This window comes from Staphylococcus sp. HL28, assembly GCF_021117155.1.
In the GTDB taxonomy this organism is placed as follows: Bacteria; Bacillota; Bacilli; order Staphylococcales; family Staphylococcaceae; genus Staphylococcus; species Staphylococcus warneri.
Genome location: NZ_CP088218.1, coordinates 847,557 through 870,189, shown reverse-complemented (window position 1 = coordinate 870,189; position 22,633 = coordinate 847,557). Strand labels below are relative to the sequence as shown.

The window sequence follows — 22,633 nt, the reverse complement described above, 5'->3', positions numbered from 1 at the left end:
CTTAATAATAACAAATTTTGAAAACAGTGACTATACTTATTTTAATAATTCATTAGTTATCTCTGTATCATCTTCTATATGATAAATGCGAGGTAATCGTCTTGATAAATTACATAGAACTTCATAATTTATTGTATCTTGCTGATTAGCTAATGCTTCAACTGATTGGTCTGTGTCCACATGGTTATCTAATAGGATTACTTTATCTCCGACTTTTACTGTATCAGGAATTTTGACCATCGTTTGATCCATACATACTCTTCCTATTACTTCGCATTGATGACCATTCACGTTTACATTTGATCCTTGCATTGAACGTAAATAACCGTCTGCATAACCAATTGGTAATACTGCTATTCTCGTTGGCTCCGTTGCAGTAAAAGTGCTACCATAACTTACAGAGTCTCCAACATTTAATGTTTTAGTTTGTACAATTTCACTTACTAACTGTGCGCTTGGTTTCAAATGTACTTTAACATTGTCTTTAACATATTCTGAAGGGTAATATCCGTAAAGAGATATACCTAAACGAATCGCATTGCAGAACTGACCATCCATTAATAGAGCGCCTGCTGAATTTTGAGTGTGTATATAAGTTGGTTTTTCAACTTGTTCTACAAGTTCTTTGAATTTTTGATATTGTGTAGCCATCGAATCTCCAGGTTCGTCAGCACATCCAAAATGAGTATATACACCTTCAAATACAAGTTGATCATATTTGCTAATAATATCTATAACCTCTTTGTATTCTTCAACATCCTTCATACCTAGTCTACCCATACCCGTATCAAGTTTTAAATGTAACCAAAGCGCTTTTTCATTTTCATCTGATATATTCTTAATTGCTTCTTTTAACCATGATTTTGAAGGGACTGTCAATGCGACACGGTGTTGTATAGCTTTATTAATATCTTTAGGTGGAATTACTCCTAAAATTAAAATTTTAGCTTTAATACCGTGCATACGTAGTTCTATTGCTTCATCTAATGTTGCAACAGCAAAAAATGAAGCACCATTCTCCATTAAGTGTTGTGCAATTCTTACACTACCTAAACCATAACCATTAGCTTTAATGACTGATATAACAGTCTTATTAGCATGCAATTTATCAAAGGTTTGATAATTAGATAAGATTGCATTCAAATCTATATTTAAATACGTCGATCTGTAAAATTTTTCTGACATAATGTCATTACCTCCTTTAAAACCTAACAAAGCGAATACAAATAAGTTAGCCTACATATCATCATTATCATCTTGTATTTCTAAAAGAACTTGACTCATCGCGTAATTTTCAGTATGGGTAATACTCACATGAACCCGAAAACCACTATAGTCGATACATGGTTTCCCAAGATGATCGTTATAGCAGTTGATATCATGAAATGCAATTGTTTTCCCTAAACCAGTTCCTAGGGCTTTACTAAACGCTTCTTTAGTAGCAAATCTCCCTGCAAGATACTCAATCTTTCTTTTTTGTTGTGAAAAACCATTAAATTTGAGTTGTTCTTCTTTAGATAAAATACGTTCAACAAACTTCTGTTTTTGCTTATAATAAACTTTTTCAATTCTCTCAATTTCTATTAAATCTAATCCAATACCATATATCATAGGACGCCTCGTTATCTTTTATCATTCTATTCTTACAATTTTACATCATTTTGTTTCAGATTTTCACTATTTCGTCTTTCTTTAATTAAATGTTTGATTTCTTCAGCTTTATCTTTGTTTATGAGTAATAATTCAGAGTTACCACCTGCTGTTGATAAAGTAATTGTAGCTAATCGATATTTTCTCATAATAAATCCTTCGCTTATATCAATATTTTGAATTCTAAAAAACGGTATAATATTAGTATTAATAAAGATGATTCCTTTTCTTACATGTATCTCATTATTCTTTATTTTATATTTAAAATTCTTATATCTAAGTGTAGGTATGACAAGCAACATTGTAATACTGCAAACAAGTAAAAGTGTTAAACCTCCAATTGCGATTGACCTGCTATCTGTCAAATGCAAAAACTTCCAATTTAAAACTAGAATGCATATCAAAACAAGTAAAAGTATGATCAACCATATTGAATTAGCCAAAATCATAGATTTCTTAGCATTATCATCCATATAATTATAATTCGACACGTTGATCGCCTCCGACATACCATTTTTTAAGGTTTTCTATTGAATTTTCATCTAAGAATTTTAATCCAATAGATTGATTTGTAGCACCTTTAGAAATTAAAAAATTGAAATTACCTAAATGATTTCTTATTAAAAACGGATGAGCTTTGATTTCCATCCCTATAATTTTATCGTATTTTAAATAATATCTTTTAATACTAAACAAATTCACTTTCTGTATAGTCAGTTCGTCATTTTCAAGTTGAAATCCAGATAAACGAATATAAAGTAATGCCTTAATAATTAATGCTAAAATAATTACACCTATTATTAAAAAAGACCAAGCTGACCAATAGTAAAACCCTATGCTACCAATTAAAATCAATATCAGTGAAGGTATTAAAAAGTGTCTATGGAAACCTCTCCAAGACATACCTTTATGTGCAGGTTTGAAATCCATTTCTGGAATTAATGCCTTAATTATTCCATATGCCTCTTTACGTTTAATGAAAGGAATAATCATAATGTTTCCACCTATAGACGAATCATCTTCCATCTTCTCTTCAAAATCACTCGTAATCAATACATGTATAGCTGTATAACCGAATAATTTCCTTATATATGATTGATGTTCGACAACTGCTTGAATACGATCTGATGGTACTGTTATATTCTTTTTAGTAAACAAACCATATTGTATTTTTAACTGATGATTCTCTTGAGATAATGTATATCCAAAATATCTAATGAAATTGATAAGTGCACCTATGATATAACTCGCTACTAATATCACTCCAATGATGATACTTACAATTAATGCGATAGCATTAGCCAAATGAGTTATTTCTTCAGTAATACTCTTCCACGGAATAATATTAGACACACTGCCTATAATAGGTGAAATAGCTGCTATGGCAATTCCTATAGCGCCACTTGTTAATGACATTAAAATTAAATCTTTGATTGACAATTTAAATACTCGACGCTTTTTTGATGACTTATCAAACGATTCATTATTATGTAATTCATTATTTTCATCAGTATTATTAATACTATTGGCATCTATTTCAATTTCGGGATCTGCCAATTGTACCTGGATATCTTTGATTGTTTGTTCTAATTCAATACTTTGTGATTTGGATATGGTTGATAATTCTATCCCATCACTTGGTGTTTTGATTTGTAATTGAACACCACCTACGATTTGGTTAATCATACTTTGTGATGTATCTACAGATTGAATACGACTGATATCTAATTCTTTACGTTCTTTGTTAAAAATACCTGTTGTTAATATAAAATGATTATTTTCAATCCAATATCTCGTCTGATAAACTTTCAATATTTGTCCAATAAATGATATTAAGAAAAATATTGACAACACTGCAGGTACAATATATTCACGAATATTGGTGAAATCAAAGTCTTTAAAGTTAAAAACTAAAAATATAATAATTACAATAATATTTTGTTTAAAAGCTTCAATTAAGCCTGATATATAAGAAATCGGATGTAATTTTTGTGGGCTAAACATCATATTCAGCTCCCCTCAACTGACTAAAAATTTGTTCTTCTATATATTCTGCTTCTTTTTCAGATACAAAAGGTAGTTCAATAGAATGTCCTGCAGAAATAAATGAAACTTCATTAATTTTAAATATTTTAGCTAGCGGATTAGTACTAATTTGTAAGAATTGAAGTCTTTCTACTTTAGTGATATCTTGACGTTTAAAGAAAAAAGTAGATTTAATCTCTAAAATATTATGATGAATTCGATAATATAAAAAGTAATAATTGATTAAAGGAACATAAAAGAATCTAATGAAACTTATCCCCCATAAAAGGAAATATATGTAAATGATGAAGTGCCACCAATTAAATTGATTCCATAAATAAAATAGAATAGTAAAAATAATAATTTCAAAAATCAAGTTAAGTCCTGAGGTTATAAAATAGTATATCAAAGCATTTTTTGGACTTTTATGAAATGTATTATCCATTAATAAGCTCCTTTTCATTTTAGTCACATTATATCATAGACAATTTCCCTTCTAAATGCTCCTCATTACTTATTAACGTACTTTAAATCAAATTTACTTTAGTACATTGTACAAACAAAATAAAAAAGCATACATTTAGTTTAATCTAAATGCATGCTCTATTTTTAATACAAATATATATTGAGTATTGATAAATTAATTATTTTTGATGGTCAGCAAATGTGCGACCTTTCATTGTTTTGTTTGAACCTTGAGATGATTTATCTTTGCGGTCAAATTTCTTGTTACCATTTTTCTTAGAAGCAAAACCTTTTGATGAACGTCTGTTTTTATTATCAAACTTACCGCCACCGCGTTTATTGTTGCCTCTTCTAGAGTTATTGTTGCCTTTTGAATTGCGACCTTTACGTGAAAGTGGTTTTTCAAAAGTTAATTGAACTTCAACTTCATCATTTGCTTCTACTAACTCTTGTAATAATGATGCAACTAACTCAACATCATTGTATTCTTCAAGTAGTTCAGTTGAAATTCTTTGTAAACGAGGTTCATTGTCTTTAGACATCCAGTTTTGAACTTTTTCTTTAATATCGTCTTCTCTTGCTTTCAATACTTCTTTACGATGAGGCGGTCTTAAAGCTGTCATTCTTCTATTGTTAGCATCTTCGATTTGTCGAATGTAATCCATTTCAATTGGATTTACAAAAGTAACTGCGATACCTTCTTTACCAGCACGACCAGTACGTCCAATTCTGTGTGTATAACTTTCAGTATCTTGAGGAATGTCAAAGTTATAAACATGACTAACGCCTGAGATATCTAAACCACGTGCTGCTACATCTGTTGCTACAAGAATGTCAATTTGATCATTTTTGAATTTTTTCAATACTTCTAAACGTTTAGCTTGCGTGATGTCACCATGTAACCCTTCAGCTTTATATCCTTTAGAAAGTAACGCGCTTGTTAATTCGTCTACACGACGTTTTGTACGACCAAACACAATTGCAAGTTCTGGTTGATGTACGTCTAAGAAATTAGTGAATGTGTCGAACTTCTCTAATTCTTTAACAATTGTATAGTATTCGTCGATTTGTGGATCGGACATTTCATTATTCATTGTTTTAATAATTTTTGGTGTTTTCATGAATTGTTGTACTAATGTTTGAATAGCTTTTGGCATAGTAGCTGAGAAAAGCATTGTTTGACGTTGTTCAGCTGGAATTTTATCCATGATAAATCTCATATCATCGATGAATCCCATGTTCATCATTTCATCCGCTTCGTCTAAGATAAGTGTATGAATGTCATTAGTTTTTAATGTGCGTCTATTTAAATGGTCAATTACACGTCCTGGTGTACCTACAACAATTTGTGGTCCTTTTTTCAAGGCTTTAATTTGGCGCTCGATAGGCATACCACCAAATACCGTAACAACTTGTACGTTTTGACCTTTACTAAATACTTTTAATTGCTCTGCAACTTGCATAGCTAATTCTCTAGTAGGCGCTAGAATTAACGATTGAACACCTTGTTCTCCAACAACCTTTTCAATTAAAGGTATACCAAACGCACCCGTTTTACCAGTACCTGTTTGGGCTTGTCCAAGGATGTCATGTCCTTCTAACGCATAAGGGATACTATCTTTTTGGATAGGAGTTGGCTCTTTAAACCCCATAGATTCAAGTGTTTGAACCGTTTTATCCGAAATCCCTAGTTCTTTAAAATTTTGCAAAATAATTCTCCTTTTACATGTTTATTTCTCAATATACTTTTTTGCATATATGTTCATTTATGTTTTATCAACTTCTTAATAGTACCACCTAACATTTATTATAGCAATAAAGCAGTTGGCATATTGTGATGAATCATGCCCTATAATTATGAAATTTTTCCTTTTAAACTGGTGTTTTATATTAAATGGAAGCGTTTCATAAATATATTTTATTTTTTAAATAAAAATAGTAAGACTACTATGTTATTCCCAAATATTTGAGAAATTAACATGAGTCTTACTACAATGGCTTTAGTCTTATTTAATTAATGCATCTACTACTTCTTCTAATTTCATACCCCTTGAACCTTTGATTAATACTTTATCCTCTGGTTGAACGACATGTGTCATATGAGATATAAGCTTATCTTTATCTTTAAAATGATGTGCTTCATCAACATATTGCTTACCTGTATTGTAAATAAATGCTGCTTCACTACCAAATGTTATTAATTGATCGATATGTTTATTCTGTAAATAGGTTCCAACCTCTTCATGCATACTTTGACTATTGTCACCTAATTCAAGAACATCACCAAGCACAATAATTTTACGACCATTCATGTTGCTAAGTGTATCTATAGCTGCTTTCATACTTGTCGGACTTGCATTATATGCATCATTAATTACAGTAACTTGTCGCTCAGTTTCATGACGTTCCATTCTCATGCCCGTTAATTTAACACGTTTAATATTGTGTTGAATGGTTTCATATGATAGTCCCAATTCTTGTCCTACTGCAATGGCTATAGCAGCGTTTTTCATATTATGAATACCTAATATAGGTAATTCATATTGTTGCTGATGATTAATTGTAAAGGCAATACCTTCTGTATCAACATCTTCATTTACACTACAAACTAATGAATTGCCTTGTTCTAAACCAATGCTAATACACTTAGCTTGTTTTATTTGTTCGACATGTGGCTTTAATAATGGTTCATCACCATCATAGATAAATGTACCATTTGGTTTTAAGCCAATTGTAATTTCTGACTTAGCTTGAGCAATGCCTTCACGAGAACCTAAATCTTGCATATGGGATTCACCAATATTAGTAATTACAGCAATGTCCGGTTCAGCAATCGTAGATAATAATTCAATTTCATGGAATCCTGACATTCCCATTTCTAAAATAGAAATATCAGTGTCTTTATCTAAATCTAAAATAGTTAAAGGCATACCAATTTCATTATTATAGTTACCTTGTGTCTTTTTCACTTTAAACTCTGTATTGAGTACACTTTCAATCATATCTTTGGTTGTTGTTTTACCATTGGAGCCTGTAACAGCAATGACCTTAGGATTAACATATTTTAAATACGCTTTAGCTAAATCTTGCAATGCTTGTAACGTATCATCTACCCATATGATAGGTCCTTCGATATTCTCGGACAGTGAAACATCCTTTTGATAAAATGATGCACCTGCACCATCTTTGAGTGCTTGTTCAACGAAACGATGACCATCGACGTTTTCACCTTTAAAAGGTATAAATAACATATCTTTTTTTATCGCTCTGGAATCAATAGTGACACCTTGTATGGATCGATTAAGATATTGTTCATCTATTTCACAATCAATCCATGCTTTAATTTGTTTTAATGTTATGTTAATCATTTCAAGCAACTCCGTTTAATCTATTTTATATTTGTTTTTCTTTTTATCTTCATGTCTTTCTTTAGCTAAATCAATTAATTTGGCAATTAAATCTGCATATGAAAGTCCCATGTTTTCCCAAAGACTTGGATACATACTAAATGATGTAAATCCTGGCATTGCATTCGTTTCGTTAATATAAATTTGATTATCTTCAGTAACAAAGAAATCTGCACGTACTAAACCTGAACAGTCTGTTGCTTTAAATGCTTCTAATGCCATGTTTCTCAATGTCATTTGTACCTCTTGATCTAAATCTGCGGGGATCTGTAATTGTATTTTTCCATCTTTATATTTCGATTTATAATCATAGAACGCTACATCTTTAACAACTTCACCTGGCCATGTTGTTTCAGGATAATCGTTACCTAAAACTGCAACTTCTATTTCACGCGCATTAACACCTTGCTCTATGACTAATTTACGGTCAAATTGGAATGCTTCTTTAATACCTAATTTTAATTCATCTTCATTATTACATTTACTAATACCTACACTTGAACCTAAGTTTGCAGGTTTAACAAAAACTGGGTAACTTAATTTATCATTAACTAATTTAAGAATGTTGTTCTCATATTTTTCAAATTCACTTCTTAAGAAACTAATGTATGGTAATTGTGGTAATCCTCTATGTTCAAATAATTGTTTCATAACTAGTTTATCCATTGAACTTGATGCAGCTAAAACGCCATTCCCTACATAAGGAATGTCGAGCACTTCAAATAAACCTTGAATCGTACCATCTTCCCCATTGGGACCATGTAATAATGGGAATACAGCATCATATGCTTGTCCTGAACTTCCCTTGCTTAGTAATTGAGAAATTTCACCAGTTGGGATATTATCAATTCTTAGATCCTCTGTTGATTCTATTTCATTAGTGATGTTATCTTGTTTCTTCCATTCACCATCATTTGTTATATAAATAATATCAACTTGATATTTATCTTTATCAATTGCATTTAATACATTTTGAGCAGTTAAAATTGATACATCATGCTCTGCACTTTTTCCTCCGTAAACGATACAAATGTTTTCTTTTGTCATTTCGTTTTCCTCCAATATACGCTATGGAATAACGTCTTATCATTTTAAAATTTACTTTTAATTATATGTATTTTTAATATACAAAGTCTTCTCTGAAACTTAATATTATCATATTTGATAGGACTTTTGCATTTTATAATCTATTAATATATATGGCAAAGTTGTTTAACCAAACCTATATTTAATCTAATACTTTCTATGAAATAAATTGGTTATTGCATTTAGACTTGATATTCTAGCAAATTTCTATAAAGTCATGTAAAATCGTTATATAATTATGGATGAAAGATGAAAGATTATCATTTTGGATAATCCATTACCAAATATCTCATCACTTGTAGTAAAAGGAGTAAATTATGAAATATTCATCCCGTCAACAGCCTAACAAACATTGGCTACTTAAAGTAGACTGGATTTTAGTAGCAATCATTACATTGTTAGCTATAATAAGTGTTACATTAATCAGTTCTGCCATGGGCGGCGGACAATATAGTGCTAACTTTGGAATCAGACAAATAATGTACTACATTCTAGGTGCAATAATGGCCATAATAATTATGTTTGTTTCACCTAAAAAGATTAGAAATTATACATATTTGCTTTATGGAATTTTTTGTATATTATTATTAGGACTTTTAATATTGCCAGAAACACCTATCACACCAGTTATTAATGGTGCCAAAAGTTGGTATAGCTTTGGACCAATTAGTATCCAACCTTCTGAATTCATGAAAATTATACTTATATTAGCTTTATCGAAAGTTGTGGCACGACATAATCAATTTACATTTAATAAGTCATTTCAATCAGATTTAACATTATTTTTCAAAATTATAGGCGTGTCCATTATTCCAATGGCGTTAATATTATTACAAAATGATTTAGGAACAACGCTAGTTATTTGTGCAATCATAGCAGGAATTATGCTAGTTAGTGGAATTACATGGAGATTACTTGCTCCAATTTTCATTACAGTAATCGTAATTGGTTCATCAATTATACTTACTATTCTTTTCAAGCCATCATTAATAGAAAACTTATTAGGTATAAAGATGTATCAAATGGGACGAATCAATTCATGGTTAGATCCATATTCATATAGTAGTGGAGATGGTTATCACTTAACTGAATCATTAAAGGCCATTGGTTCAGGCCAACTATTTGGTAAAGGTTATAATCATGGTGAAGTTTATATACCTGAAAATCATACCGATTTCATTTTCTCTGTAATTGGCGAAGAAATGGGATTCATAGGATCAGTTATTCTCATTTTGTTATTTTTAATTCTAGTCTTTCATTTAATTAGGTTAGCAAGTCGGATTAATGATCAATATAACAAAGTATTTATTATAGGGTATGTATCACTTATTGTATTCCATGTTCTACAAAATATTGGAATGACCGTTCAATTGTTACCAATTACGGGTATACCTTTACCATTTATTAGTTATGGTGGTAGCTCATTATGGAGTTTGATGACTGGAATTGGTGTCATCTTATCTATTTACTACCATGAACCTAAAAAGTACGAAACTTTAAAAGAATAATTTGATTTCATATAAAAATAGAGACAGTCCATTCATGGACTGTCTCTATTTCTTTACTAAAAAAGTCGCCAATTAAAATCAGCGACTCACATACAAAATTTAAGTGTACTTACTAACCAAAATCCTAAATCAAGTTCACTTATTTACATTCGTGACTGATTTGATTTGTTGTAGGTAGCGTATTAATAATGTCTAAACGAGATTTAGTTTTTTTAATATTTACACCTAATGATGATAATAAATTGACCACATTTTGAATTTTCTCTGAATTCTTCACTAACAACACCTCGTTTGGTTGACTTCATACTAATCATACCCCAATTCAAACTACTTTACTACATGATTTTTAAAATTTAATATAATCTTTACTTTTTATAACTTAAAAATATGTTCAATAACCTGAATTTGCCTATGATTAATAGAGCACTTTGAATCCAGCATCATAAATTTCTTTTTCAATACTATTTAAATTTGCAGGTGTTTCAAATTCAATTGAAATATTTCCAGTATTGATATCGATTTCAACTTGATGTACACCTATCATTTCAGTTAAAAGATTTTTTATAGCATCAGATTGTTCCTGTGTTTCTATTCCAGCTGTATATACAATTTTTTGTTGCACTTGATATCCCTCAATCTTTCATTAGTTTTTGAAATGTAACGAGTAGTTCTTCCATTGCTTCTTCTTGATGGCCCTGATTTACTTTATCTGCAATACAACTTTTCATATGTTGCTCTAATAATTTAGTGGCTACACTATTTAATGCAGAACGTGTAGCTCTAATTTGAGTTAGCACATCATCGCAATAAACATCCTCTTCTATCATTCGATTAATAGCTCTAACTTGACCTTCAATACGGTTTAATCTCGATTTTAAATTTACTTTAATTTGTTCAGAGTGATGTGCATGATCTTGTTCTGTCACTTGAGTCACCTCTTTATTGATTTCCTTATTATCCTACTTCTCTAATACTATTTAGTCAATGATAGACGCACTTATTAGTGCAATCAGTATAATGATAAAAATATGACTTCATGGTACAATTATGTAGTTAAAAACTTTTGTTAAATCAATTAAATTTTATTACAAATAATATAATAAGGAGGAATTTTATGGTCGAAATATTCACAATGACTTTCGCTCATTCCAATCTTATTATCAATATTATTTTGATTGGAGCTTTTATTTTGAACTTAGCTTTCGCCTTTACCATTATCTTTATGGAAAGACGCAGTGCTAATTCAATATGGGCATGGTTATTAGTCCTTGTCTTTTTACCTTTATTAGGTTTTATATTATATCTACTTTTTGGCCGTCAGATTCAAAGAGATCATATTTTTACATTGGATAAAGACGATAAAGTTGGTCTTGAGATGATTGTCGATGAACAACTGGAAGCCATAAAAGATCAAAACTTTTCAAAGGGAAATCATCAAATTGTTAAGTTTAAAGAAATGGTTCAAATGTTGTTATATAATAATGCAGCCTTTTTAACAACTGATAATGATTTAATGATATATACAGACGGTCATCAAAAATTTGATGATTTATTAGAAGATATTAAAAAAGCTAAAGATTATATACATATTCAATACTATATCTTTCACAGCGATGAACTTGGTAAGACCATTTTGAAAGCTTTAGAGGATAAAGCTGAAGCTGGTATTGAAGTTAAAATGTTATATGATGATATGGGTTCAAGAGATTTAAGAAAAAAAGATTTGAAAGCATTTCGCGAAAAAGGTGGCCATGCAGAAGCCTTTTTCCCATCAAAACTCCCCCTTATTAATTTACGTATGAATAATCGAAACCACCGTAAAATTGTTGTGATAGACGGCAAAATTGGATATGTGGGTGGATTTAATGTTGGTGACGAATATTTAGGTAAATCTAAAAAATTCGGATATTGGCGTGATACACATTTACGTGTTGAAGGAGATGCAGTGAATGCACTTCAATTAAGGTTCATCCTAGATTGGAACTCTCAATCTACACGTGACAATATTACTTACGAAGATCGCTATTTCCCAGATGTCAACTCAGGTGGCACTGTTGGAATACAAATAGCTTCTAGTGGTCCTGATGAAGAATGGGAGCAAATTAAATATGGATATTTAAAAATGATTTCTTCTGCTAAAAAATCGATTTATATCCAATCACCTTATTTCATTCCCGACCAAGCATTTTTAGATTCTATCAAAATTGCTGCACTTGGTGGTGTAGAAGTCAATATTATGACTCCAAATATGCCCGATCATCCATTTGTTTATTGGGCAACATTAAAAAATGTCGCTTCTCTTTTAGAAGCAGGTGTCAATGTATATCAGTACAATAATGGGTTTTTACATTCCAAAACATTAATTATTGATGATGAAGTCGCAAGTGTTGGTACTGCCAATATGGACCATAGAAGTTTTACACTAAATTTTGAGGTTAATGCCTTTATATATGACGAAGGTATAGCTCGTTCTTTAAAACAAGCCTTCATAGAAGATATGAAAGTATCAGATCAATTAACTAAGGAAAAATATGCATCACGTAGTTTATGGATCAAATTTAAAGAAGGTATATCACAACTCTTATCTCCTATTTTATAATACTAGGGCTCTATAAATGAGATTTGATTGTAAAACTAAAATATATGTAATCAGAATAAAAATAAACCTGAGACCAATACCTATTGTTGTCTCAGGTTTCGTTATGAAAGGATGTTTATTAATGAACAATGAAGAACGAATTCAAATGGCTTTAAAATATATGAAAGAATTCCATAAAAATGATTACAGTGGTCATGATGTTGAACATGTTAATCGTGTACATGCATTAGCAAAATATATTGCTAAGAATGAAGGTTTTGAACAACCATTTATCATTGAAATATCGAGTATTCTACACGATACGATTGATCCTAAATTAGTAAATGAACAACAAGGTAAAAACAACTTAATAAAATTTTTAAGTGATATCGAATTATCTAAAGATGATCAAAATCATGTTATACATATTATTGAGAATATGAGTTTTAAGAAAGGCTCAAACAACTTTATTGAATTATCAACTGAAGGTCAAATTGTAAGAGATGCCGACCGTTTAGATGCCATAGGTGCTATTGGTATTGCTAGGACATTTCAATTTGCAGGTTATTTTAATGAACCTATGTGGACGGAAACAAAAGTGCCTGATAATTTCAGTGACTCTACTCTAACTCAATTACCGCCGTCCGCAATTAAACACTTTTATGAAAAGTTATTTAAACTTAAAGATTTAATGCATACTAAAACTGCTAAGCATATAGCAATTCAACGTCATGAATTTATGAAGACTTTTGTTTCCCAGTTCTTTGACGAATGGCACTATATATGAGAAAAACCAGCAAATCATTGATTTGCTGGTTTTTTTGAATTATTTTTTATTTTTCTTTGAAACAACTTGAGTATTTTTACCTTTTTTATTTGATGACTTGCCGTCTTGATCAAATTTTTCAAGTAATGGTTCAACTTCTTTTTTAGCAAGTTTAGAATAATACATATTAGCAAAGTGTGTTTGTACAACTAAGAATGCTGCACTGACAGACCAATATAAACCTAATGCTGAAGCTGAACTTAAAGAAATCCAAATAATCATGATTGGTGATACAATCATCATCATGTAACCCATTTGACGTTGTTCTTGTGGCATTGTTTTACTTGAAACATATGCTTGAATAAAGTAAAGTACACCGGCAATAATTGTAATCCAAATATCTGGTTTAGTTAAATTAAACCATAAGAAATGAGGGTGTACAGATAAGCCACTAACTAACTTGTCCTTAAGAACAAAGTATAATCCCATGATAATAGGCATTTGAATGAGCATTGGTAAACAACCTAGCATACTCTTCATTGGATTCATATCATATTTTTTATAAACTTCCATTAATTCTTGGTTAGCCGCCATTTTCTCTTCTTGAGTACGTGCACGTTTAACCTTTTCCTGAATACCATCTACTTCAGGTTTAGCAACTTTCATTTTTTCACGCATCATATGACTATTTTTATAGTTTGATAACATGAATGGAAGTAACACAAGACGAATAACAAATACTAATATGATAATAGCTAAACCATAATCATTGTGTAAAACATCGTTACCCAACCACTGTAATAAGTGTTTCATTGGATCAACGAACGTATTATAGAAAAATCCACTACGAGCTCCAGGTTTTGAATAATCACAGCCTGCTAAAAAGACCATTAAACCTAAAAACAAAGGTAGCAACGCTTTTTTCTTCATTTTTCCACCTCTATTGTAATATTCACATAGGATTTATTCTATCATACTCATACTCTAGGATAAAACAAAAAGTGGAAAAAATTAAAGATTAATTGAAATATTTCTTGAATTCATTAACAGTGTTGTCAATATTGTTACTTCTACTAATTGCTGAAATCACTGAAATACCATCAGCCCCTGCGTTAGCAATAAGTGCTACATTCTTCTCAGTAATACCTCCAATTGCAACCATAGGAAAATCACCTAATTTTTGTCTTAATTGTTTGATCATATCTGGTCCTACAGGTGCACTAGCATCACTTTTAGAAGGTGTTTCAAACATTGGTCCAACTCCAATGTAGTCAACATTAGTGAGATCTGATTTTTCATATTCATCCAAATTACCAACACTAAGACCAATAATCTTATCATGAAAGTCATTTGAAAATGCTTTAACATCATCATCATCTTGACCAACATGAATACCATCAGCATTAATACGCTTAGCTAGAGACACATCATCGTTAACAATAAATGGTACAGAATATGAGTTACATAGCGCTTGTAACTCTTTAGCTAATTTTTCTTTATTCAATCCAGTTAAAGCTTTGTCACCTTTTTCTCTAAATTGAAACATCGTAATGCCAGCTTCTAAAGCTTGTGTAAGGATATCTTGAATAGTTTGATTTTCTGGTATATCTTGAGTTCCACATATAAAGTAAATTTTTAAATCTGAAGCTTTAAATGACATTTATTCAACCTCTTCTTTGCTAACAAATTTTTTATAGGTTTGATAATTCAATAAATACAATTGATCTAACAATTCAGGCAAAAATGAGCCAGGACCTTTGACATGATCTGCGTTCTCAGCAACTTCTCCAGCAATATTATAAAAACCAACGGCTTCGACAAGTGTTTCTTGTTGAGGATGATGATTTCTAAATAGGAAACTAGCAATAATTCCACCTAATAGGCAACCAGCACCTGTAATTTTAGTAGACATTGGTGAGCCGTTTGAAAGTTTAGTCACTTTGTCATCTTGAACAACAATATCTTCTTTTCCTGTGATTACAATTGCAGTTTGATATTTTTGATAAGCCTTCTTAGCAATATCTATTGCATTTAGCGAACTATCTCCATCAGTCCCCTTCATTGTTGTATTGGTATCAATGAGCGTCAAGATTTCTGAAGCGTTGCCTTTAATCACTGCAACTTTTACTTCATTTAAAAAGTTTTCACAAAAATCTTTTCTATATTGTGACGCTCCTACTGCGACAGGATCAAAAACAATTGGTGTACCAAGTTGATTTGCAATTTTACCTATCTTAATTAAATCCGCTTCATTATTATGTGTAAGCGTACCTATATTAATTAGTAATCCACTCGCAACTTGATAAAAATCTTCAGCCTCTTCTGGTGCTTCACTCATTGCCGGACTTGCACCAATACTTAATAATCCATTTGCAGTAAAATTCTTTACTACATCGTTTGTATAACAAACAATTAAAGGATTCTCATTTCTAAGCTTTTCTAAATTATTCATCCTCTAAACCTACTTTCTTAAGATAGGCAAAATGATTGACTGGGCCACGACCTTTACCAATCTCAGGGGTATATTTGATACTTAACGAAATAAATTTTTTTGCTTTTTCTACTGCTTCATAAATACTACGACCTTTAGCTAGTTCGGCAGCAATGACAGCTGAAAACGTACAACCTGTACCGTGTGTATGTTTAGTATCAAATCGTTCATCTTCAAATGTATATACGCCATCTTTTGTAAATAAAAAATCTTTAGCATTATTTAATTCAGCAGAATGTCCACCTTTAATGACTACACCCTTGCTTCCAATTTCATTGATAAATATATCTCCTGCTTTTCTAATGTTTTCTTCAGTATCAATCTTTATACCAGTGATTTCTTCCGCTTCTGGAATATTAGGCGTAACAACATCAGCTAGTGGCAATAAGGTATTTTGCAACTTTTGTTTGGTTTGATCATCCATCAACGAATCCCCACTTTTTGCTAGCATGACAGGATCAATCACGTATGGAATTGTAGGATATTCTTCTAAATAACTCTTGATTAATTGCATCGTCTCTTCTGTAGCAATCATTCCTGTTTTAATTGCATGAGGAAGTTCATCATTAAATACACTATCCAATTGCTCTTTAACCCACGATGTCTCCAAATTATGAATATGGTCTACCCACATTGTATTCTGGGCTACAATACTCGTTATAGCTGCCATTCCATAAACACCACAAGAATGGAATGACTTCAAATCAGCCATTACACCAGCACCACCAGTTGGATCAGTACCTGCAATAGTTAAAGCAATTTTAGGTTTATTCATATTTGTCACCTCTAAAATTCCATTTTTCATCTACATAGGCCATATTGAAAAAGTTTCTTTCGTGAATAGTACTTTGTAAGAAATTTTCCTTAATCTCTTCTTTTTCTTCTGAAGTACAATTTTCTGTTAATCGATCCATTAGCTCATCAAATAAATTTACTAATGCATCCATTTCTGTACTATAAAATTCAAACCAATTTGATGTAATTGAATCTTTATTAAGTTGATTGTCCTTCATAGCTCTTTTACCGATTACCGCATATACATATGGACATGGTGCCATTGCTGCAATAGTATATGCCGCATTTTCATGTGCATAGGCATTATAATACATATGTTTAATATAATGGTCACCACTTGGTGGCCATACTTTTTCTTTAACAATCTCATGATAAGGTTCATTTATAAATGAAGCTAAAATTTCATGTGCTTCTACTTCGCCTTCTAATAAAAACTCAATCTGTTCAACTAAAAATTTAACATCATCCATATTATGTACTTTAGGGATTAATAGTGCATATAGATTAGCAAATTCTTTTAAATAAGATGCATCTGCACGTAAATATTGTCTCACCGCTTGTTTAGATAATTCGCCATGTAATAAATCTTGAATAAAACCATCATTATAAATATCTTCAATAATAGGTTGTGCTGCCACTCTTAAATTTTTAGAAAAACTCATAAAATTGCCTCCTTGAAATAAAAAAACTACTTTCCAAACGTGGAAAGTAGCAAAATTAAGGCACAACTTTATACCGTTAATATGTTACACTACTTTCCTCCGTTGGTACTAACCAAATCAGGTTTTAAGGGTCTGAATTAAATTCATCTCAGCCTTTATAGGCTCCCCTAGTAGTTTTATTTTTAATGATTTTCAATTATTACAATAGCAAATGTAACATATAAATTCAATTATAAAAAAATGTATACCAAAATATCTTTTAACAAATATAAAAACTAAATCAAATTTTTCATATAATAAAAAACACCCTATCTAATGATAGGATGTTTAATGAAAACTATATTATGCAGTAACCCATTGGCTTGGGCCAGCTGTATCATATAATTTTTGAGCTGCAGCGTCTTGAACATGTTCAGGAGCGCTAGAAGCTGGTTGACCTTTGTACTCAGATGGAGCTACTGAATCCCATGTAGATTGTAAGAATTGATACTTACCTGAAGCACCTGTTGATGGGTTTATAGCGTGGATGTCGCCACCTGATTCACGTTGTGCGATTTGTTTTAAGTGGTCATTAACGTTTACTGATGAACCACTTGAAGCTTCACTTGAGCTTGATTCATTGTTTGAAGTAGTAGCTTCTTGTTGTGGTTGTTGAGTTTGCTCAGTTTGTGGAGCAGAAACTTGTTCAGGTTGAGCTGAATTTGATTGTTGTTGATTACTAACTTCTTCTGCTGAAGTTTGGTTAGTTGATGCTGAAGCTTGTTCACTTACATCTTGTTGTGGTTGAGCTTGAGTATTTGAAGCTTCACTTGATTGACCAGATTGGTGGAAATCCCATGAGAAGTTTGAACCATCTGATTCAAAATGATATGTGAAACCATTATAATCGAATGTATAGTTATAAGCGCCTTCTTGGATAGGGCTTTCGTTTAATGATTGATCATTTGATTGTGCTTTTTGAGCTAATTCAGCTTCATTGATATTTGCTTCACTTGCGTGTGCGTCGTGTCCAGCGTTACCTGCTACAACGCCTAATCCTACTGCTAATGATGATGCGATAATTGTCTTTTTCATTATTAAAAAATCCTCCTAAAAGTGATTTGTTTTCTTTAACTAATTTACAAATACAACTTTAACATCTATAGATACACTGTAGGTTACAGCCAAATAAAAAAGGAAGCCTTTTTTTTACGTCCTAATTACATCATATATAGGTGTAATATTAAATTATTCGTCTTTAAAAAACTGCCATGACAGTTTATAAAGGTTATATACTTGTGATATGTATGTAATACAAATGAAATCTATCAGATAATTCTGACGTAAAAGTGCCCATTTTTAAGTAAAATATGGTTACAAAAACGACCTTTTTATTTTATTAATTTTTAAAAAGGTCGCTTGAGTATAATTGAAAGATGATAATTTATATTAAGATAGGATAAAAGTATAAATAATTGGGAGTTATTGAATAATTAATGGCTATCTAACCTATATGAAAGCATTCATTTTGTGCTTCATTTAATTCGTTAGAGAGGATATTGGATTCTTTTGTCTTAGAGGACATAAATTTAATTGTTTCTACATAAACTTCAGTTACAAAATGTGTCTGATTATCTTTTTCGTATTTACGAGATCGCATTTGACCTGTAATACCTACTAAAGAACCTTGTGATGTATACTTTTCAATATTCATAGCTGTTTTACCAAAGGCTTTACAATATAGGTAATCGCATGCGACTTCATTGTTCTGATCTTTATAATTTCTTTCCGTAGCAACACAAAATGTTGCTATCTTACTACCTTCCTCCTTTTCAAAAATTTGGGCATCCTTTGTAAGTCTGCCAACTAAAACTATTTTATTTAACATGTGTCACCTCCTCTTAATAATATAATAATCACATCTTTTAATACCGTCAAAATGCTAATTTTTCGAAATATATAGCTATTCACCCTTCATTTTTGATATATTTAAAGAAAATAATCAATATTTAAATCAGTTGATTAGGAATAAATCACTTTTTGTAAATATATAAATAAATGGGATGTGGACTTAATGAAGACATTTAAAGCTGTTCGTTTTCAAATTGTAAGCGAGAATGGCGGCGTTACTGAATATGAATTAGAAGATGGCGTTATTATTAATAAAGAAGGTAGTGGGACAGGATGGCTTTTAGAAATTGTCATTTCTAATGAACACTATCACACATTTAAAGATTATATGGATAATGATCAATTATTAGATATACGTGTGGTAATTACAAGACCTGCCAATGACCCTGCGTTATTTGATGCCACTGTAAAAAGTGTAACTCAGTTTGAAAAAACAATGTCTATAGTATTCGAATGCCATATTTATACTCTTAGACAGGTTTACGCGGAAAGCTTATTAGAGGAATTAGTAGATGATGGACTAACTGGTGAAGAACTCAAGAAAACATTTAATCGCATGATGCAATCTAAACCTAAACTTAAAGATGAAAAATTCGAAAGATAAATTCAAAAACCTACACTCATATTTACAATGAGCGTAGGTTTTGTTTTACTTAGCATCTTGAATTGCAAAGGTTAATTCACAACTACATGCTAATTGACCATCTACTGTTGCTTTAGCAGTTCCTTTTCCAATTGGTCCTTTAATTTTTGTAATTTCTACTTCTAACATAAGTGTATCACCAGGTGTTACCTGTCTTTTAAAACGACATTTATCTATACCTGCAAAAAGCGCAATTTTACCTTTATTTTCTTCACTATTTAACATAGCTACTGCACCTGTTTGCGCCAACGCTTCTGTAATTAATACACCAGGCATTACAGCATAATCTGGAAAATGCCCTTGGAAGAATGGTTCGTTGCCCGAAACTTGTTTTAATCCCACACAACGTTTACCTTCTTCGTATTCTACAACTCTATCAATCAGTAAAAATGGTTGTCTATGTGGTATGATTTGTTTGATTTGATTATAATCGAAAATTGTTTCCATGATGTTTAACCCTCCATGTTTGAACAAAAGTTAATGCTTTAAATTAATCATTAATACGTTCGATATTAGCACCTAAAGATTTTAATTTACCATGTAAATCTACATAACCTCTATCTAAATGTTTTAATTCGGTAACTTGAGTTGTACCTTCAGCAACTAAACCAGCTAAAATAAGTGCTGCTGCAGCTCTTAAATCTGTTGCTTTTACTTGCGCGCCTTGTAAATCACTCTTACCTTCGATTTTAGCGCTTCTGCCTTCAACATCGATATTTGCATTCATTCTACGGAATTCTGCAACATGCATAAATCTATTTTCAAATACTGTTTCTGTAATAACTTTATGACCATTGGCTGTTAATAATAATGCCATCATTTGAGATTGCATATCTGTAGGGAAACCAGGGTGTGGTAATGTTTTTACATCTACAGGTTTTAAATCTCCCTCAGCAGAAACACGGATACCATCTTCTTGATAATCTAATTTAACGCCCATTTCTTCTAGTTTATAAACTAGGCTAGACATATGTTCTTTGATTGCACCACGAACAAATATATCTCCTCGTGTAATCGCACCAGCAATAAGTAAAGTACCTGCTTCTATTCTATCTGGAATAATTGAATGCTCTACACCTGCTAAATACTCAACACCGTGGATTGTAATAGTGTCAGTTCCAGCACCTGTAATTTTACCGCCCATTTCATTTATATAATTAGCTAAATCAACAATTTCAGGTTCTTTAGCAGCATTTTCTAATACTGTTTTTCCTGATGCTAATGATGCAGCCATAATTAAGTTTTGAGTCCCACCAACGCTTGGGAAGTCTAAATGAATTGAAGCACCTTTTAAACCGTCTTTTGCATTTGCATATATATTTCCGTTTTCTAAATGTATTTCAGCTCCTAGTGCCTCAAAACCTTTGATATGTTGTTCAATAGGACGACTTCCAATCGCACAACCACCTGGCAATGCTACTATTGCATGTCCTAAACGTGCTAATAAAGGTCCCATAACTAAAATACTTGCACGCATTTTACTTACATATTCATATGGTGCCTCTTCATTTAACGTTTTTGTAGCGTCTACCACGACTGCATTTTCATCTTTTTTATATGTAACATCTGCATTTAATGTTGATAATACATTATTAATCGTTTCTACATCACTTAATGCAGGTACATTAACTAGTTTGCTTGTACCTTTTGAAGCTAATAGTGAAGCTGTTAATACAGGTAAAACTGCATTTTTAGCACCTTCTACTTTGACTTCTCCTTTTAATTGGTTACCACCATTAATTACTATTTTATCCATCTTAAATCCTCCACTTAAATCTCCTAGTTATTTACATTTCCCTACTATATAAAATTGATTATTCATTATTATATTATATCCGTTTTTCAATATGAAAAAACTAAAAACGCACTATTTCATTATATATTTTAATTGAGTGGAAAACTGTAATAAGTCAATTATGAAATTACTCACACTCGTTCCCAACATTATAGCTACAAATATCATACAAATTTGAACTTGTGTAGCATAACCTTTTTTAAAAAATTGATCGAGGCGAATTGAATTCAATGCCCAATAAGCTATACAAATACATATCACATGAAGTATCAAATGTATAATTGCAAACTGTCCAAGATAATCCATAGTTAACTCCTTAGAATTGATTACTGTATAACATTGTACATGAAAAAAGTTAATAATGATACTACAATTAACTGCAAATAATGGAAGATTTAAATGCATATTAAAAGGCTTGGAAACACCACATCTGGTTTATTTCCAAGCCTTTTATCATTTATTTAAGTTCAGCCACACGTAAACGGTTATTTGCTCGTTCTAACGCTCTTTTGGCTCTATTAATGTCACTATTATCATCATCATTATCTAAATGCGATTCTGCTCTTGATTTAGCTAATTTAGCTCTTTCAACATCAATTTCAGTAGCAGTTTCAGCTGTTTGGACAATAATTGATAGTTGATGTTGTCTAACTTCTACAAACCCATCACTAACTGCTATATATTCATTTCCATTATGAAAATTCACTTTGACATAGCCAGTCTTTAATGCAGAAACGGTTGGAATGTGTCCATTCATCACACCCATTTCGCCAGCTGTAGTTTGTAAAACAGCTAGTTCTACATCATCTCGTTCATAGACAGAACCATTAGGAGTGACAATATTTAGGCTTAATGTATTCATTATCCATACC

At 31.3% G+C, this 22,633-nt stretch carries 26 protein-coding genes and 1 riboswitch; of the genes, 4 read left to right on the top strand and 22 right to left on the bottom strand.

Annotated elements, in window-relative coordinates; translation table 11 throughout:
* Positions 1-36: 36 nt before the first annotated feature.
* The 8 genes from alr to LPC11_RS04150 all read right to left on the bottom strand — a co-directional run bounded on the left by alr (position 37) and on the right by LPC11_RS04150 (position 8,594).
* Positions 37-1,185 carry an alanine racemase gene (alr, locus tag LPC11_RS04185; RefSeq protein ID WP_231307362.1) on the bottom strand — a complete coding sequence of 383 codons (1,149 nt, stop codon included), beginning with the start codon at positions 1,183-1,185 and terminating at the stop codon, positions 37-39.
* A 51-nt stretch (positions 1,186-1,236) separates the two neighbouring features.
* Complete coding sequence (acpS, locus tag LPC11_RS04180) at positions 1,237-1,611, bottom strand: holo-ACP synthase (RefSeq protein ID WP_023373287.1); 375 nt, start codon at positions 1,609-1,611, stop codon at positions 1,237-1,239.
* Positions 1,612-1,643: 32 nt separating this feature from the next.
* Positions 1,644-2,015 carry a PH domain-containing protein gene (locus tag LPC11_RS04175; RefSeq protein ID WP_226956363.1) on the bottom strand — a complete coding sequence of 124 codons (372 nt, stop codon included), beginning with the start codon at positions 2,013-2,015 and terminating at the stop codon, positions 1,644-1,646.
* Positions 2,016-2,127: 112 nt separating this feature from the next.
* The gene (locus tag LPC11_RS04170) at positions 2,128-3,654 is read right to left on the bottom strand and encodes a PH domain-containing protein (RefSeq protein ID WP_023373291.1); all 1,527 of its coding nucleotides are present in this window, start codon (positions 3,652-3,654) and stop codon (positions 2,128-2,130) included.
* Positions 3,647-4,120 (bottom strand): PH domain-containing protein, encoded by a 474-nt coding sequence (locus LPC11_RS04165; protein ID WP_023373293.1) that lies wholly within the window; start codon positions 4,118-4,120, stop codon positions 3,647-3,649. Before LPC11_RS04165 ends, LPC11_RS04170 begins: the two co-directional genes overlap by 8 nt.
* A gap of 199 nt (positions 4,121-4,319) precedes the next feature.
* Positions 4,320-5,849 (bottom strand): degradosome RNA helicase CshA, encoded by a 1,530-nt coding sequence (cshA, locus tag LPC11_RS04160; RefSeq protein WP_015364831.1) that lies wholly within the window; start codon positions 5,847-5,849, stop codon positions 4,320-4,322.
* A 297-nt stretch (positions 5,850-6,146) separates the two neighbouring features.
* A complete protein-coding gene (locus tag LPC11_RS04155) occupies positions 6,147-7,508 on the bottom strand; it encodes a UDP-N-acetylmuramoyl-tripeptide--D-alanyl-D-alanine ligase (protein ID WP_023373295.1) in 1,362 nt (453 codons plus the stop codon).
* A 15-nt stretch (positions 7,509-7,523) separates the two neighbouring features.
* The gene (locus LPC11_RS04150) at positions 7,524-8,594 is read right to left on the bottom strand and encodes a D-alanine--D-alanine ligase (RefSeq protein ID WP_023373297.1); all 1,071 of its coding nucleotides are present in this window, start codon (positions 8,592-8,594) and stop codon (positions 7,524-7,526) included.
* A gap of 356 nt (positions 8,595-8,950) precedes the next feature.
* On the opposite strand from LPC11_RS04150, the gene LPC11_RS04145 reads away from it, so the two are divergent.
* Positions 8,951-10,141, top strand: coding sequence for an FtsW/RodA/SpoVE family cell cycle protein (locus LPC11_RS04145; protein ID WP_023373299.1), 1,191 nt, complete (start codon positions 8,951-8,953; stop codon positions 10,139-10,141).
* Between the two features lie 139 nt (positions 10,142-10,280).
* On the opposite strand, the gene LPC11_RS04140 is transcribed toward LPC11_RS04145, so the two are convergent.
* The 3 genes from LPC11_RS04140 to csoR form a co-directional block, all read right to left on the bottom strand.
* Positions 10,281-10,418 carry an Lmo0850 family protein gene (locus tag LPC11_RS04140; RefSeq protein WP_002466770.1) on the bottom strand — a complete coding sequence of 46 codons (138 nt, stop codon included), beginning with the start codon at positions 10,416-10,418 and terminating at the stop codon, positions 10,281-10,283.
* A 138-nt stretch (positions 10,419-10,556) separates the two neighbouring features.
* Complete coding sequence (gene csoZ, locus LPC11_RS04135; protein WP_023373301.1) at positions 10,557-10,763, bottom strand: putative copper chaperone CsoZ; 207 nt, start codon at positions 10,761-10,763, stop codon at positions 10,557-10,559.
* Between the two features lie 10 nt (positions 10,764-10,773).
* Positions 10,774-11,067, bottom strand: a complete 294-nt coding sequence (gene csoR / locus LPC11_RS04130) for a copper-sensing transcriptional repressor CsoR (protein WP_002466760.1) — start codon at positions 11,065-11,067, stop codon at positions 10,774-10,776.
* Between the two features lie 188 nt (positions 11,068-11,255).
* Between csoR and cls the strand changes: the two genes are divergently transcribed.
* Positions 11,256-12,740, top strand: coding sequence for a cardiolipin synthase (gene cls / locus LPC11_RS04125; RefSeq protein ID WP_023373303.1), 1,485 nt, complete (start codon positions 11,256-11,258; stop codon positions 12,738-12,740).
* Between the two features lie 121 nt (positions 12,741-12,861).
* Positions 12,862-13,506 carry an HD domain-containing protein gene (locus LPC11_RS04120; RefSeq protein ID WP_023373305.1) on the top strand — a complete coding sequence of 215 codons (645 nt, stop codon included), beginning with the start codon at positions 12,862-12,864 and terminating at the stop codon, positions 13,504-13,506.
* A gap of 39 nt (positions 13,507-13,545) precedes the next feature.
* Here the strand turns inward: LPC11_RS04120 and yidC are convergent, their stop codons facing one another.
* The 7 genes from yidC to LPC11_RS04085 all read right to left on the bottom strand — a co-directional run bounded on the left by yidC (position 13,546) and on the right by LPC11_RS04085 (position 19,300).
* Positions 13,546-14,415, bottom strand: coding sequence for a membrane protein insertase YidC (yidC, locus tag LPC11_RS04115; protein ID WP_002466746.1), 870 nt, complete (start codon positions 14,413-14,415; stop codon positions 13,546-13,548).
* A gap of 88 nt (positions 14,416-14,503) precedes the next feature.
* Entirely contained in the window at positions 14,504-15,145 is a 642-nt protein-coding gene (gene thiE, locus LPC11_RS04110; RefSeq protein WP_023373306.1) for a thiamine phosphate synthase, read from the bottom strand.
* Entirely contained in the window at positions 15,146-15,937 is a 792-nt protein-coding gene (thiM, locus tag LPC11_RS04105; protein ID WP_023373308.1) for a hydroxyethylthiazole kinase, read from the bottom strand. It lies immediately after the preceding gene.
* On the bottom strand, positions 15,930-16,751 hold the full coding sequence (thiD, locus tag LPC11_RS04100) for a bifunctional hydroxymethylpyrimidine kinase/phosphomethylpyrimidine kinase (protein WP_023373310.1): 822 nt from the start codon (positions 16,749-16,751) through the stop codon (positions 15,930-15,932). The genes thiM and thiD overlap by 8 nt, the downstream gene beginning before the upstream one ends.
* The gene (tenA, locus tag LPC11_RS04095) at positions 16,744-17,433 is read right to left on the bottom strand and encodes a thiaminase II (RefSeq protein WP_023373312.1); all 690 of its coding nucleotides are present in this window, start codon (positions 17,431-17,433) and stop codon (positions 16,744-16,746) included. The genes thiD and tenA overlap by 8 nt, the downstream gene beginning before the upstream one ends.
* Positions 17,434-17,510: 77 nt before the next feature.
* A riboswitch (TPP riboswitch) is annotated at positions 17,511-17,612 on the bottom strand.
* A gap of 163 nt (positions 17,613-17,775) precedes the next feature.
* Complete coding sequence (locus LPC11_RS04090; RefSeq protein WP_023373314.1) at positions 17,776-18,507, bottom strand: transglycosylase family protein; 732 nt, start codon at positions 18,505-18,507, stop codon at positions 17,776-17,778.
* A gap of 409 nt (positions 18,508-18,916) precedes the next feature.
* Positions 18,917-19,300, bottom strand: coding sequence for a single-stranded DNA-binding protein (locus LPC11_RS04085; RefSeq protein WP_023373316.1), 384 nt, complete (start codon positions 19,298-19,300; stop codon positions 18,917-18,919).
* A 186-nt stretch (positions 19,301-19,486) separates the two neighbouring features.
* Here LPC11_RS04085 and LPC11_RS04080 point away from each other — a divergent pair, with 186 nt between their 5' ends.
* Positions 19,487-19,927: a YwpF-like family protein gene (locus tag LPC11_RS04080; protein WP_023373318.1), complete on the top strand. Its 441-nt coding sequence runs from the start codon at positions 19,487-19,489 to the stop codon at positions 19,925-19,927.
* Positions 19,928-19,972: 45 nt separating this feature from the next.
* Here the strand turns inward: LPC11_RS04080 and fabZ are convergent, their stop codons facing one another.
* The 4 genes from fabZ to LPC11_RS04060 form a co-directional block, all read right to left on the bottom strand.
* Positions 19,973-20,413 (bottom strand): 3-hydroxyacyl-ACP dehydratase FabZ, encoded by a 441-nt coding sequence (fabZ, locus tag LPC11_RS04075; RefSeq protein WP_002451649.1) that lies wholly within the window; start codon positions 20,411-20,413, stop codon positions 19,973-19,975.
* Between the two features lie 43 nt (positions 20,414-20,456).
* The gene (gene murA, locus LPC11_RS04070; RefSeq protein WP_023373320.1) at positions 20,457-21,722 is read right to left on the bottom strand and encodes a UDP-N-acetylglucosamine 1-carboxyvinyltransferase; all 1,266 of its coding nucleotides are present in this window, start codon (positions 21,720-21,722) and stop codon (positions 20,457-20,459) included.
* Positions 21,723-21,833: 111 nt separating this feature from the next.
* Complete coding sequence (locus LPC11_RS04065; RefSeq protein WP_023373322.1) at positions 21,834-22,067, bottom strand: DUF1146 family protein; 234 nt, start codon at positions 22,065-22,067, stop codon at positions 21,834-21,836.
* Between the two features lie 151 nt (positions 22,068-22,218).
* On the bottom strand, positions 22,219-22,623 hold the full coding sequence (locus LPC11_RS04060) for a F0F1 ATP synthase subunit epsilon (RefSeq protein WP_002451652.1): 405 nt from the start codon (positions 22,621-22,623) through the stop codon (positions 22,219-22,221).
* Positions 22,624-22,633: the final 10 nt, after the last annotated feature.

Coding starts and splice junctions, on each gene's coding strand:
- alr (WP_231307362.1), bottom strand. CDS start 1,185: ATGTCAGAAAAATTTTACAGATCGACGTATTTAAATATAGATTTGAAT.
- acpS (WP_023373287.1), bottom strand. CDS start 1,611: ATGATATATGGTATTGGATTAGATTTAATAGAAATTGAGAGAATTGAA.
- LPC11_RS04170 (WP_023373291.1), bottom strand. CDS start 3,654: ATGTTTAGCCCACAAAAATTACATCCGATTTCTTATATATCAGGCTTA.
- LPC11_RS04165 (WP_023373293.1), bottom strand. CDS start 4,120: ATGGATAATACATTTCATAAAAGTCCAAAAAATGCTTTGATATACTAT.
- LPC11_RS04155 (WP_023373295.1), bottom strand. CDS start 7,508: ATGATTAACATAACATTAAAACAAATTAAAGCATGGATTGATTGTGAA.
- LPC11_RS04150 (WP_023373297.1), bottom strand. CDS start 8,594: ATGACAAAAGAAAACATTTGTATCGTTTACGGAGGAAAAAGTGCAGAG.
- LPC11_RS04145 (WP_023373299.1), top strand. CDS start 8,951: ATGAAATATTCATCCCGTCAACAGCCTAACAAACATTGGCTACTTAAA.
- cls (WP_023373303.1), top strand. CDS start 11,256: ATGGTCGAAATATTCACAATGACTTTCGCTCATTCCAATCTTATTATC.
- LPC11_RS04120 (WP_023373305.1), top strand. CDS start 12,862: ATGAACAATGAAGAACGAATTCAAATGGCTTTAAAATATATGAAAGAA.
- yidC (WP_002466746.1), bottom strand. CDS start 14,415: ATGAAGAAAAAAGCGTTGCTACCTTTGTTTTTAGGTTTAATGGTCTTT.
- thiE (WP_023373306.1), bottom strand. CDS start 15,145: ATGTCATTTAAAGCTTCAGATTTAAAAATTTACTTTATATGTGGAACT.
- thiM (WP_023373308.1), bottom strand. CDS start 15,937: ATGAATAATTTAGAAAAGCTTAGAAATGAGAATCCTTTAATTGTTTGT.
- thiD (WP_023373310.1), bottom strand. CDS start 16,751: ATGAATAAACCTAAAATTGCTTTAACTATTGCAGGTACTGATCCAACT.
- tenA (WP_023373312.1), bottom strand. CDS start 17,433: ATGAGTTTTTCTAAAAATTTAAGAGTGGCAGCACAACCTATTATTGAA.
- LPC11_RS04090 (WP_023373314.1), bottom strand. CDS start 18,507: ATGAAAAAGACAATTATCGCATCATCATTAGCAGTAGGATTAGGCGTT.
- LPC11_RS04085 (WP_023373316.1), bottom strand. CDS start 19,300: ATGTTAAATAAAATAGTTTTAGTTGGCAGACTTACAAAGGATGCCCAA.
- LPC11_RS04080 (WP_023373318.1), top strand. CDS start 19,487: ATGAAGACATTTAAAGCTGTTCGTTTTCAAATTGTAAGCGAGAATGGC.
- fabZ (WP_002451649.1), bottom strand. CDS start 20,413: ATGGAAACAATTTTCGATTATAATCAAATCAAACAAATCATACCACAT.
- murA (WP_023373320.1), bottom strand. CDS start 21,722: ATGGATAAAATAGTAATTAATGGTGGTAACCAATTAAAAGGAGAAGTC.
- LPC11_RS04065 (WP_023373322.1), bottom strand. CDS start 22,067: ATGGATTATCTTGGACAGTTTGCAATTATACATTTGATACTTCATGTG.
- LPC11_RS04060 (WP_002451652.1), bottom strand. CDS start 22,623: ATGAATACATTAAGCCTAAATATTGTCACTCCTAATGGTTCTGTCTAT.